The 13,013-nt window shown below is 49.2% G+C and carries 12 protein-coding genes; 11 read left to right on the top strand and 1 reads right to left on the bottom strand.

Annotated features, from left to right (window positions below):
• Positions 1–91: 91 nt before the first annotated feature.
• Together F4X88_13970 and F4X88_13965 are read left to right on the top strand one after the other, a co-directional pair.
• Positions 92–1,123, top strand: coding sequence for a Gfo/Idh/MocA family oxidoreductase (locus tag F4X88_13970; protein MYA57396.1), 1,032 nt, complete (start codon positions 92–94; stop codon positions 1,121–1,123).
• A gap of 252 nt (positions 1,124–1,375) precedes the next feature.
• Positions 1,376–2,392 carry an alcohol dehydrogenase catalytic domain-containing protein gene (locus F4X88_13965; GenBank protein MYA57395.1) on the top strand — a complete coding sequence of 339 codons (1,017 nt, stop codon included), beginning with the start codon at positions 1,376–1,378 and terminating at the stop codon, positions 2,390–2,392.
• A 93-nt stretch (positions 2,393–2,485) separates the two neighbouring features.
• Here F4X88_13965 and F4X88_13960 read toward each other — a convergent pair whose 3' ends face one another.
• A complete protein-coding gene (locus tag F4X88_13960; GenBank protein ID MYA57394.1) occupies positions 2,486–3,361 on the bottom strand; it encodes a hypothetical protein in 876 nt (291 codons plus the stop codon).
• An 816-nt stretch (positions 3,362–4,177) separates the two neighbouring features.
• Here F4X88_13960 and F4X88_13955 point away from each other — a divergent pair.
• The 9 genes from F4X88_13955 to F4X88_13915 all read left to right on the top strand — a co-directional run bounded on the left by F4X88_13955 (position 4,178) and on the right by F4X88_13915 (position 12,863).
• Positions 4,178–4,639 carry a hypothetical protein gene (locus tag F4X88_13955; protein ID MYA57393.1) on the top strand — a complete coding sequence of 154 codons (462 nt, stop codon included), beginning with the start codon at positions 4,178–4,180 and terminating at the stop codon, positions 4,637–4,639.
• A 71-nt stretch (positions 4,640–4,710) separates the two neighbouring features.
• Positions 4,711–5,550 (top strand): deoxyribonuclease IV, encoded by an 840-nt coding sequence (locus F4X88_13950; GenBank protein MYA57392.1) that lies wholly within the window; start codon positions 4,711–4,713, stop codon positions 5,548–5,550.
• Positions 5,551–5,785: 235 nt separating this feature from the next.
• The gene (locus tag F4X88_13945; protein MYA57391.1) at positions 5,786–6,004 is read left to right on the top strand and encodes a heavy-metal-associated domain-containing protein; all 219 of its coding nucleotides are present in this window, start codon (positions 5,786–5,788) and stop codon (positions 6,002–6,004) included.
• 268 nt (positions 6,005–6,272) lie between these two features.
• The gene (gene obgE / locus F4X88_13940) at positions 6,273–7,562 is read left to right on the top strand and encodes a GTPase ObgE (protein ID MYA57390.1); all 1,290 of its coding nucleotides are present in this window, start codon (positions 6,273–6,275) and stop codon (positions 7,560–7,562) included.
• Positions 7,516–8,679 carry a glutamate 5-kinase gene (proB, locus tag F4X88_13935; protein MYA57389.1) on the top strand — a complete coding sequence of 388 codons (1,164 nt, stop codon included), beginning with the start codon at positions 7,516–7,518 and terminating at the stop codon, positions 8,677–8,679. Before obgE ends, proB begins: the two co-directional genes overlap by 47 nt.
• A gap of 92 nt (positions 8,680–8,771) precedes the next feature.
• The gene (locus F4X88_13930) at positions 8,772–9,191 is read left to right on the top strand and encodes a hypothetical protein (protein MYA57388.1); all 420 of its coding nucleotides are present in this window, start codon (positions 8,772–8,774) and stop codon (positions 9,189–9,191) included.
• A gap of 13 nt (positions 9,192–9,204) precedes the next feature.
• The gene (locus F4X88_13925; GenBank protein MYA57387.1) at positions 9,205–10,467 is read left to right on the top strand and encodes a glutamate-5-semialdehyde dehydrogenase; all 1,263 of its coding nucleotides are present in this window, start codon (positions 9,205–9,207) and stop codon (positions 10,465–10,467) included.
• A gap of 111 nt (positions 10,468–10,578) precedes the next feature.
• On the top strand, positions 10,579–11,934 hold the full coding sequence (locus tag F4X88_13920) for a hypothetical protein (protein ID MYA57386.1): 1,356 nt from the start codon (positions 10,579–10,581) through the stop codon (positions 11,932–11,934).
• The gene (locus F4X88_13915) at positions 11,931–12,863 is read left to right on the top strand and encodes a phytanoyl-CoA dioxygenase family protein (protein ID MYA57385.1); all 933 of its coding nucleotides are present in this window, start codon (positions 11,931–11,933) and stop codon (positions 12,861–12,863) included. Before F4X88_13920 ends, F4X88_13915 begins: the two co-directional genes overlap by 4 nt.
• The last annotated feature ends 150 nt before the right edge of the window (positions 12,864–13,013 follow it).

Genomic DNA, 13,013 nt, shown 5'->3' with positions numbered 1-13,013 from the left:
AAAGGGTTCTCTTTCTTCAAAAAATTCAGAAATTAATTATCAAACTCACGTTATAATTAGGCATTCACATAAAAGAGAAGGAGCGAAATAAATGGCAGATACCATCAAAGGTGCCGTCCTCGGGTATGGAGCGGCATTCAATATGGGCAAAGCCCACGCAAATATGATGGAAAATACAGACGGCATCGAATGTGTTGCCATCTGTGACATTGATCCGGAGCGAACAAAAGCGGCGGAAGAGGATTTTCCAGGCGTCCGCACCTATAACTCGGTTGAAGAACTCAATGCGGATGATGGTGTTGATCTGATTGCGAACGTCCTCCCGCACAGTCTGCACTGTGGTCCGACTGTGTCGAGCCTCGAAGCAGGTAAACATGTCGTCGTTGAAAAACCGATGTGTGTCACCATCGCAGAAGCCACTGAAATGATTACGACCGCCGAGGAAAAGGGGGTCATGTTGTCCGTTCATCACAACCGACGGTGGGATGCCGACTTCTGGACCCTTCGTGAACTCGTCCATTCCGGTGTTATCGGTAAAGTCTTTAGCGTCGAGATGTGGGGTGGGGGCTATGGGAGACCGAATCCAGATTGGTGGCGGAGCGTCAAGGCAATTTCCGGTGGACAATTCTACGATTGGGGTGCACACTATCTCGATTGGCTGCTCAATGTCCTTGAGGCACCGATGATTAACGTGACAGGCTTCTATCAACCGAACCTCGTCTGGGACGATATTACGAACGAGGACCATGTCCAAGCGATTATTCGGTTCGCAGGTGGAGAAGTCGTTGCGGATGGAGCGGCAGCGAATATCCAGATGTCCAACATCGCGAAAATTGGGGGATCTCGGTGGAAACTGCTCGGCTCACACGGCGCGATTACCGATGGAGATGGCGGCTTTAAGGTCTTATCCGAAGTCGAGGGACACCCCAAAGAGCAGCAGGTCGGTTACCATCGTAGACCGGGACCTACCTACTATGAAAATATCGTCGCTCACTTAAACGATGGCACACCGTTGTTGGTGACCCCGGAGTCGGCCCGCCGCGTCATCGCTATCATGGATTTGGCGGAAAAATCTGCCAAGACACATCAAGCAGAAACGGTCCCTTATGAGTTTAAAGCATAGGATCTGGCGCGTTAACTTGAATGTGGTGAACCCATAGGCTCAATTTAGCGGCTATAAACATAGCGTCCCTACGGGACTAAAGAGAGCAGACTTGTTTCCTCGTCAATGCCCGTAGGGGTTAGGTCTGGTGCTTACCCTGCCATAGCAAGGTTTAATTTAAAAACCTTTCATAGAGTCCAGAGGTGGTTGGTATTTACCGAAAATCGCCGTGTAATGAAATGGAACGGCGCTCAGATTTAATTATTTAAAAGAATGAAAGCGATTGTTTTTGAGAAAATTCAGCAACTACGGATCCATGAGAAACCTATCCCTACGCTTGCGACCGGTGATGTACTCATCCAGATAGAACTCTGCGGCATTTGCGCCTCTGACCTTGCCGCGCTGCGTGGCGATGTTTCGGATTACGCGCCACCCGTCGTGATGGGACATGAACTCGCAGGTGTAGTGGTAGAGAGTCGACACCCTGATGTCGAAACAGGTGAACGGGTTACTGTGAATCCGATGCTTTCCTGTGGTGTCTGTCCTGAATGCCAGAACGATTTGGATAAATACTGCAATACCATTGAAGGTATCGGTCACGATATTGATGGGGGTTACGCCGAATATATGCGGATGCCAAAACACGGCGTGGATACCGGTAAACTTATCCGAGTGCCTGACAGCATCCCCCCTGAAGAGTTGCTCTTTCTGGAACCGCTGGGGTGCTGCCTGAATGCGATGCGGGAAACACTTTTCAAGAATTCTGTCGCTATTCTGGGTGCCGGTCCTATCGGATTGATATTCACGCAATTGGCAAAACGAGCGGGTTTGGCAACATACGTGGTGGAACCGTTGGCTCACCGCAGGGCTGCCGCCGAAGTGCTCGGTGCTGATCACACGTTTGATACTTCGCCGGAGGCAATCACGCAGTTTCAAGACATCACCCGCGGTGGCGTTGATACTGTCATCTCTTCCACAACCAATAAAGCATCCGTAATTGCCCTCGCTTTCGAGCTTGTCCGTAGAGGGGGATGCGTCAACTTCTTTGGACTTGCTCCGGATGGTGAAACGCTCCACATCGATTTAGAGGAATTCCACTATGCGGGTCATAAACTGATGGCTTCGTGGGCGTTTTCCCGTTCAAGTCTTGAAGAGTCGCGGCAACTCCTGATAGAAAAGGCACTCAATTTTGAACCCTTGCTCACAGATCGGTTTTCGCTGGCACAGGGACTCGCGGCATTTGATAACGCTGCCGCTCAACACGGAATCAAGACTGTCGTGCATCCGTGAGTGATAGGACTTACGCGATTCTTTGGTGAGGTTACACTAACACATCTGCAAGCTGTTGGGAGGCAAAGTAGATGTGGAAATCCCTACCATACCTTAGTTCTCAACTGCCTTTAGGAACGCCTCGAAATTCTCGATGAGTGAGGCGGTGCGCAGCAGTTGATTGAGCTCTTCAAGATCGGATATCGCCTCCAAAGTCGGCTTTAAGGTCTCCATATCCACGTGTGGAAAACGCGCCGTAAGCACAGCGAGAATGTTGTCGCGGGTGCCTTGCTCGACACCTTGCTGTAAAAAACGTTGTTGGAGTTCTTGGTAGAAAGGTGATGCTTGCATGATGTCCTCCGTTATCAATGTGTCAAAAAGTTCTTCGAGGTTACCGAAGTTACTGAAAACACGCATTGCAAAAAAAAGCGTCGCGCGCGTCGTTTCGTCTACAGGCGCCGCACGAGCAGCATCTACACACTTCGCAGCCCATGCCCCCTCCGACATGCCTGAAGGAGACAACATCAAGGGTGTAAACGGTAATAGTCCCGTCAATGCCGCATCCAATACCGATTCACCCTCCAACGCATACAGACGAACCACTTTATACATGAAATGCATACCAAAGTCGGGACCCCGTGCATACTGCAAGTGTCCCGGATCATTCTGTCCCGCAGGCGGACGCAGATACATCACGACAGAATAAACATTGAGTTCATGCTCAAGCATGAGTTGACTTGCATAAGCAAGGATGCGCAACGGCATCGGTTTGATTCTACTATCGTCCGTCTGCACTTCAATGTGAAGTATGGCCGTCTCGTCATCGAGTTTTATTTTTAGTGAAACATCGTTATGAAGCATCTTGACGGAGGGATGCTCCGTGTTGAGTGTCGATAAGACTTCTACGTTTTCTATGTCAAGTGCTACCCGGGCATATTCGCTTGCGAAATATTCCAAAAGGTGTTTAACGATTGTGTCATATTGTGCCATATTTTATTTTTTTAAAGATCGTGATATATTCCTACGAGTGAATTCTAACAGACGGTCTGTGAAAAAGTCAAGTGAATCCTTTAGATATTTTTCGCGTTGACTTTTTTAGTCCAATTTGTTATTATGCGAAGAAAATGGATAAATTGATGGAAAACTCACAACCCATAACACAACTTGTAAGCTATTGGAAACGAAATGGCCTCAGCACGCGCGCCAGTTACGTCCTACGTTGTGTTTACATTCCATCATCAAAATCGTCCGGAAGTCAGTGCCTATCAGAATTTACGTCTATAGATCAAATGGATATTGCAGAACTATGGAAGCCTTGCCATGACTGGATCCGGAGCCACAATGTAAACACTACCTAGTGGACATTGGCATTGGGTTACCAGTAACGTGTTGTCGGACGAAGTTAACCAATCCTCAAATCTCGGTATGCGTTTTCAAATCAAAAATTGGATGATACTTGCCCACCAGACTGTTTCCGTCGGGTCAAGTGAAAGCGAGAGAGGCGCGCAACTTGAAGTCCTGGGGTTCAAGCGCAGAGATGCTTTGCATCTCGCTTGTGCTGAAGAAGCCGAGGTGCATATCTTTCTAATACCATTTCTAAAAGTTTATATCGCATTAACCGCACCTGAGTGCACAGACTAACAGTCTATGCTACAAGCAAGCACAAACTAAAAGTTTATGCTACAATTTCAATCAGAAATGGTATAACAACCGATGACAGGCTACTCAGAAGAGCAAAACGCTACCAAATGCAGCTTCACACTCAGGTTGAAAACCCTTATATATGGTTACAATCGGAGGTTTGACATGAATACCTTAGAAATGACAGAGACTCAACTGTATGAAGCAGGGCTTAAAGAACTGATGGCACACATGGGAACAACCTATACGAATCGGTTCCTCCGGCAATGTAAACCTAACGATTATGACTACACCGCCGAGCGACATAAATGGTTGGACGATGATCCAGATATCCCAACAATGGTCAAGCGGATTCAAGAGCGGAAAGCCTCAGAAGAAACGGAAGCACGTGCTACAGCCGAAAGAATTGAGGCTTGGCGTAAGGGCTTACTTGAACTCACCGACATCGAAATCTATGAATTGGGTGCTAAAGTTCTTACGGATAAACTCGGCGTTCCCGGCTCCATCGGATTTCTGCGCCATCATTTCAAACAGAATGAAAATCCCCTGCCGCAGCAACCTTTGTCAGATAAGGACACCGATGTAATCCCGAACCAACAGGCACACGCAGCGGAATCACGAGATTAAGGAAGTTATGTGATCGGGACTGCTGTGAAATGTGGGTCTATAACACTATACAAGGAGATACCAACTGAAATATGATCCTCGGTGCACACGTGTCCACAGCAGGCGGCTTACACAATGCCATCAAAAATGGCGATAAACTTCACTGCAATACAATCCAAATCTTCTTGAGAAACCCGAACCGATGGGTGGCGAAACCGCCGACTTCCGCAGTCATGGATAAGTTTCGTGATGCTTGGACAACTTCTCCGATCGGAGAAGTGATTGTTCACGATATTCACCTGAGCAACCTCGCTTCACCGAAAACAGAGGTCCGCGAAAAATCACGGCAGCAGTTTCAGGAGCAGATGGAACTTGCGGATACACTCGGTCTCCGCTACATCGTGACACACCTCGGTGCGCATCTCGGCGAAGGTGAAGAACTCGGCTTAAAAGCGTTAACCGAAAGTTTCGATTTTCTATATGAAAACGCCGAGGCACCGGATGTCACTGTTCTCCTTGAAACCACCGCTGGGCAAGGCACGAACCTCGGCTACTGCTTTGAACATTTGCGTGATGTCATCGGTATGTCGAAATATCCGGATCGGTTTGGGGTCTGTTTGGATACGTGTCACGTTTTCGCTGCTGGGTACGACCTCCGGACGGAGGTGGATTGTGAGGTAACATTCAATCAGTTTGACGAGATTATCGGCTTAGCACGATTAAAGGCTTTTCACCTCAACGACGCAAAATCAACCTATCAGAGTCGCGTGGATCGGCATGAACACATCGGTGATGGTAATATCGGTGCAGCCGCATTCGCTTATATTCTTAACGATTCCCGGTTTGCGGAAATTCCGCTTATCATTGAAACACCCCAAATGGAGACAATGCACGCGACAAACCTCGAAACCTTACGCGGATTAAAGGCGTAATGTAGTCCACAGGTTTACCCAATCGCGTGTAAAGGACTGCGGAGCGTAAACAGTGTCTATCGGTTTTTGGGAAGTCGCCTTTCTTATTATTCTTTTTTTAGGTATCGTCATTGTGTCTCGTCTTGTGGAACGTTTTCGGGTGAAACGTATCTGTCCTGCGTGTGGATTGGCGATTCGCACGCCTACGCAAACGTGTCCATCGTGCGAATACAGTTTTCCGAGAAAGGTATAAATCATGAAAAAAACGAAATTAAAAATCGGCATCGACGGAATGTCCTGTCAACATTGTGTCAAAACCGTAACCGATGCCCTCACAGAACTGCAAGGTGTTCGGCGTGCGAAGGTCAACTTGCGTAAAGCCGAGGCTGTCGTTCATTTCGATGCGCTAAGCGTTACGCCTGCACATCTCACGGAGGCGATAACCGAGGCGGGTTTTATTGCTAAAACCTTGTAAGTCTTCTATAACCAGAACCGTAGCCTGCAACAATACGCAGAAATACCGGATTTAGTCTACGGATAGACTGGATTTAGTCTGGGAATAGACTAAATCCGTTCCTTGTATTACATTTCCGTAGCGCCAGAACGGATGCGCGTGTGGCATCCGAGGACAACGTGTGGACTTGCGGGACAATGTATTACATTGCCAAAACACACAGGCGGATGAACGTAAAGGCGCGTTAATATCTACCCCTCCTGATCGAACCGCAAGGAATAATTAAAAAATGGACACAGCAAGAATTCAGGTGAAAGCAGGTGATGGCGGGAACGGATGTATCAGTTTCCGTCGAGAGAAATATGTCCCTCGTGGCGGTCCCGATGGAGGGGACGGTGGGAACGGTGGAAACGTTCTCCTCATCGCTACCCCTGGGATGAGTACACTGATCGATTTGCGTCATAACCCACGTCAAGTCGCTGGAAATGGTGGACACGGCATGGGCAAGCAGCGAGACGGTGCCGATGGCACAGATTGTATCGTTAGAGTTCCTGCTGGCACCCTCGTTAGGGATCTGGACACAGCCGAGTTACTTGCGGATCTGACAGAGTATGATGAAACTGTTATTGTCGCACGCGGGGGAATTGGCGGTAAAGGCAATGTCCGTTTTAAGAGCAGCACTTTTCGGGCACCACGCGTTGCAGAAAGAGGGGAGCCGGGAGAAGAACGCGAAATAAGTCTGGAAGTCAAACTGATTGCTGATGTCGGTTTGGTCGGCTATCCGAATGCCGGTAAATCGACACTGCTGGCGCGTACCTCCGCCGCGACTCCGAAAATCGCTGCCTATCCGTTTACCACACTCCGTCCGAATTTAGGGGTTGTCCGTATCAATCGGGAACAGAATTTTGTCCTCGCCGACATTCCTGGGTTGATAGAAGGTGCCCACAAAGGAGCAGGCTTGGGACACCAATTTCTGCGACACATTGAGCGCACCAAGATGCTTATCCATGTCATTGATCTGAGCGCGACAGATGGACGGGATCCGATTGAGGACTACGAACAACTCAACCTGGAACTCGAGCATTACAATGAGCTGCTGACAAAACTCCCACAAATCATTGCGTTGAATAAGATAGATATGCCGGAGGCTGCGGCGAATTTGGAGCGTGTCCAAAAATATTTCGGTAAGCGGAAGGTGTTCCCTATCTCTGCAGTTACAGGCGAGGGTGTGAATCCATTGATACAGCAAGCCTACCGTTCGTTACAATACCTTGAAACGCGCGCCCGAAAGGAGGCGGAGACGACGATTGTCTTTGAAGCGGAACTCCCCCCAGAGCCACGCGCCCGGTTTGAACTCGCTGAAACGCGGGAAGGGTTTGTTGTGAGTGGTGAGGAACCCCGTCGCGCTGTCCTTATGACTGACCTGGAAAATGAGCAAGCATTGATTCTGCTGTACCGGAAATTAAAAAAGATAGGCGTGATCAACGCCTTGGAACGCGCCGGCGCAGTGGAAGGAGACACCATTCAGATCGATGAATTTGAGTTCACCTATAGCCCACGAGCCATGCAATCCAACTGAACAGCGTGCCCGTTTGTCAGAGGTAAAGCGCATTGTCGTAAAGGTTGGCAGCAGCACCATTTCAAAAGGCGCGCACCTCAACGAAGATGCCCTCCATGGGCTGGTTCACGATTTAGCACTCGTTAAAGAGGACGGTGTAGAGGTGATCCTTGTCACATCTGGTGCAATTGCGGCGGGTTGGCCCCGACTCGGTTTGACACAACGTCCGCAAACGCTACCACGCCTACAAGCGGCTGCGGCTGTTGGACAGATCGAGTTGATGGCAGTTTATGAGGCGTTATTTCGCAACTATGGACAGCAGACGGCACTCATGTTGCTGACACGGGATGATTTTTCCAATCGGGAACGCTATACCCGCATGAACGACACACTGCGCGCCCTTCTCCACTTCGGTGTGATCCCGATTATCAATGAAAATGACACCGTCGCCGTGGACGAGATTCGGGTTGGTGATAACGATACCCTCTCTGCTTATGTAACGAATCTCGCCCAAGCACAACTCCTCGTTATTCTCTCGGATCAAGCGGGATTCTACACCGCAGACCCAAGACACGACCCTAACTCGGAATTGATACACACTGTTACGACTATCTCAGACGGGGTCTGGAAAGCCGCTGGACGTGCTGGCACTACAAGCGGCACTGGCGGGATGGTGACGAAATTGCAAGCCGCTGATATTGTCACCGGATCCGGAGAGATGATGGTGATGGCGGACGGACAGGAACCGCTTGTTGTAACAAGGCTCTTGAAAGGTGAGCTTCTCGGAACGTTATTTCTTCCAAATTCGCGTATCTCCGGCAGGAAACGGTGGATCGCTTATTCACGTCCACCGAAAGGTAGGCTCTTTGTGGACAACGGTGCGCGTGATGCCCTCGTGCGAGGTGGTAAAAGCCTATTACCTGCGGGCATCCGACGCGTTGAAGGCGATTTTGACTATAGCGATACCGTCTCGTGCCTCACCGAAAACGGCACGGAATTCGCACGCGGTTTGGTGAATTATAATTCTGCAGAGACTGCTAAACTCGCAGGAAAACACACGAGGCACATTGAGAACATCCTCGGGTACCGCGATTACGATGAAATTATACATCGGGATAATTTAGTCCTACTCGACTGATATACCCAACTTTATATCCATTTTTTCGAACCTATTTTTTCTGGAATATTGGTTGAAAACCTGCTAAAATATTCGTTAAGTCAAGGAAATCCATGGAAAATACGGAGACTCGGTCCGCCTTGTTCACTGTCCGCGATGCCGAAGATGCTCTCATCCGTTTTACACTTACTCTGTTAACAATACTGATCGGGATTTTCCTGCACGAGATTTTGCTGAAAGCGCGAGCGTGGGGTGATGCGTTCTATACGATGTTAGGGAGTAAACCACATGCACTGGCATGGGCAACGGGTGTGACAATGTCCTTGGCAGGAGGTATTATCATGTTTTCACGACTTCAAGATTATCGAGATCGACGCAAAAGACGTTTTGATGAAGCAGAAGCCAAAGGTAAAGCCGAGGTTTACGGAGAGATCGCCGCGTGGAATAGCCGCCGCCTCGCCGCAGAGGCACGGAACGAACCTTTCACCGAACCATTTCCTGCTCCACCGGAACCGCCAGCAGACGCTTCATAAAAAAAGGAACACTATGAACGGAAACATTCAAAAACTGATCCAATCGCAGGCGCGAAAGGCAAAATCGGCGATGCGTGTATTATCGAGAAGTTCCGCTGATGTCCGAAACCACGCCCTCTTGGCGATGGCTGAAAGTTTACAGAATTCCAAAGATAAAATTCAGGAAGCAAATCGCATTGATCTCGAAAAAGGCGAAAAAACAGGACTCGCTGCCCCCCTCATGCAACGCCTCCTATTGGATGACCAGAAGATTGAACGGATGGTAGACAATCTTCGTCAAGTCGCCGCACTCCCCGATCCGATCGGTGCGGTCATCAGTATGGGAGAACGCCCGAATGGACTCAAAATCGGAACAGTGCGCGTCCCTATCGGTGTCGTGGCAGTGGTCTATGAGTCGCGCCCCGACGTTACTGTTGAGGTATCGGCACTCTGCATCAAATCCGGAAACGGGGTTATCCTCCGCGGCGGTTCTGAAGCCATTCACTCCAACGCAACACTTGCGGATATCCTCAGTAAGACCGCTGCTTCAGAAGGCGTGCCAGATGCCATCCAGTTCGTTAACACGACTGACCGGCAGGCGGTTTATGAACTCATCCAATTGCCAGACGAGGTTGATCTGGTCATTCCACGCGGCAGCAACGAATTCGTCCAGTTTTTGATGAAAGAATCCGATGTCCCGGTGTTAGGACACGCCGATGGCATTTGTCATATCTACGTTGACGGAGCCGCTGACCTCGATATGGCTACCAGGATCTGTATGAATGCGAAAGTTGGCTACAAAGTGGCTGTTTGCAATGCCGTAGAGACCCTTCTCGTCCATACCGATGCTGCCGAGCAATTTCTTCCGACGCTCTGTGACAAGTTGCGAGGTGCGGATGTTGAAATCCGCGGATGCAAGCGAACACAGCAGATTTATCCCACAGCGAAACCTGCCACTGAAGAAGATTGGCGGACAGAATACCTCGATTATATCTTATCCGTTCGAGTTGTAGACGACATAGACACGGCAATTGACCACATTGAAACCTACGGCTCGCATCATTCCGATGCGATTATCACCGAAAGTTACAGCGCGGCGCAACGGTTCCTTAAAGAGGTGGACTCCGCCGCAGTCTATGTCAATGCCAGTACTGTCTTCACAGACGGTTATGAATTTGGATTAGGTGCCGAGGTCGGGATTAGCACACAAAAACTCCATTCCCGGGGTCCGATGGGGCTTGAGGGGTTGACGACTTACAAGTATACCGTCTACGGAGACGGTCAAGTGCGTGAGTAGTTGCGCTGGTGTCGCTTCTAAAAATCTATTGCCTGATAGCGTCATAGGTGTCTCGACACTGAGGCATCTATAACGCCTTCTACTTCAAGTCCGCCTTTCGTCAATTGCGTCATGTCCACCCATGCTTCTCAGTCCCAAGCTTCCCTCCTCAAGAACGTCCTGATTATTACGCCGCTGAGCCTCGTTGGACGTATGGGAACATTTCTCATCTACGTCGTCCTTGCGAATTGGTTCGGGGCCCCGGCAGAAATGGATTTCATCTACTATTATTGGGGCATCGCCGTATTTCTGATTGAATTGCTCAGTGCGGCCTCCGCCTATTCCGTCCTTGTCCCGATGTTAGCGGAAGCGCGTGCGAAAAGTGAAACCGAGGCACGCCGTTGCGTCCAATCGATTTTTTCTCGGTATATCGTATTCATGCCGGGACTTTGCTGCGTCCTCGTCTTCGTTTCATGGGTCGTCTCTCAACCTTTTTTGCCGAGTACAGGACTTTCACCCGCTACGACAATCGGCCTCGTGTGTGGATTCCTCTGCTTTACGATTATCGCCGCAGCCCGCTGGATGCTCAAGGCAATCTTAGACACGTATCAAGCCTTTCACCTACCGGCTATCGCGCAAGGACTCCGTGCTATCCTTGTCATCGGTGTGATATACCTCTGCCAGCCGTTCCTAACATGGTTTAGCATACCTCTCGCCTTGATTATCGGTGAACTGTTTCAACTGATTGTTCTGTTTTGGCGATGCTGCGCTGTCCTGAATCTATCTGCGCTTCACCTTAAACCCAGCTGGCAGACGACCCCCTACACGACGCAATTTCTACGGCAATGTCTGCTGATGATGGGTGCAGCGATCTCAGATGGGTTAAACCCAGTCGTCGACAGAGGCATGGCAAGTTCATTGGGCGCAAGTTCTGTCTCGAAATTGGATTACGCGCTACGTTTGTGTGCAATCCCTGAAACGCTCACGGGTGTAACGCTTCCAGTTCTACTTTCGCATTGGGCAAAGATATCGTCCGCCGATTCACAAGTCGGAAAGGGTTTGGCATCGGAGTTCCGTCCTACCGGGACGCAGTTACAGCGAAGTGTCTGGCAAAGTGTCGTTGCGCTGCTAATTCTGATGCTACCCTTCCTGATGTGCCTATACCTTTTCCGAGTGGACATTGTTACACTGTTATATGGACACGGAGAGTTGTCCGAGGCAGGACAGTCCCATATCGCTTCATTGCTCGGCATCTACCTATTAGGAATGCTCCCGCGTTTAATCAGCCGCTTGCTAATCCGGGCGCATCTCGTACGCCAGGCACACCGGACAGTTGTTACGGCAACGCTTATCAGGCTTATTCTAAATCCTTTTCTCAATTGGTTCTTCATGCAGCAGTGGGGATTAGAGGGCATCGCTTGGTCAACAGCGTTGTTGTCTTACCCAATTCTTGTGTATATTGCATTTATGTTTTGGAGGCGGAAATGACAGTAAATACACCTAAAAAAATTCAAACAGGAACTCCCTTTGAATTCGGCGAGTATCTTTTTCATTTCGGTGAAGAGATCCTCGAATTAGCAGATTCCACCCCTCTTCTCAATGATTTCGGTGCGTTGCACAGAAAGATACGTGAAGATGGTTATCTGTTTATTCGCGGCTTTCATCCGCGGGAAGATGCAGAGAAAGCTGCACATTGGACATTGCAAGCCATTGCGCAAAGCGGTGGATTAAAGCCGGACACTCCAGTCAAAGCAGGTATCATTGGCGAAACGAATCAGACATTTAGTTTTTTTCGGCAAACTGAAGTGGCACATGCCAAACCGATTCTCGATGTTGTGGATAGCCAGCGAACGATGCGGTTCTACGAAGAATTCCTTGGTGGTCCAGTCATTACGTTTGACAAACGATGGCTTCGTTGCATGGCAAAAGGTGGAAACAACCATTTTCATTACGATAGTGTTTATGTTGGACGTGGCACGCAGAACCGTTACACGATGTGGAGCGCATTGACAGACATCGACTTGGAAAATGGACCCCTCGTCATCTGCCTCGGTTCCCACCGTCACGATCGATTAAAGTCAACCTATGGCGCGACCGATATGGATCGCGATTTGACGGAAGCCGTTTTCAGTACCGATCCACGAGAAATGGTTGAGAAATTCGGATTCACACTGGCAACCGCGCACTTTCAACCGGGGGACGTTATTATTTTTGGACTTTACATGATGCACAGCAGTGCTCCCAACCTCTCTGACCGTTATCGTATCAGTATTGATACACGATACCAACTCGCCCACGCAGAGCAGGACGATCGCTTCTTTTTCCGTGAAGACGGGAGTTGGCTTGGTAATTTTTACAATAAAGGTGTGGGTTACAAATCGATGGCGGAACTCCGTCGAGAGTGGGGTTTGGAATAACATTCACGAAAATGTCAGAGAAATGTTGCCGCTCCGTAACCTCGGTATGTTATAATATTAAGCCTATGAGAACAAATATCACTCAATGCGCTGATGTTATAGTAAAGTTTAGAATTAATAGGACATCCTGTGCCGGTTCGGTTAGGAAAC

It is taken from the genome of Candidatus Poribacteria bacterium, assembly GCA_009839745.1.
Lineage (GTDB): Bacteria > Poribacteria > WGA-4E > WGA-4E > WGA-3G > WGA-3G.
The sequence above is the reverse complement of the archived record's forward strand: the minus strand, read 5'-3'. Positions and strand labels throughout refer to the sequence as shown.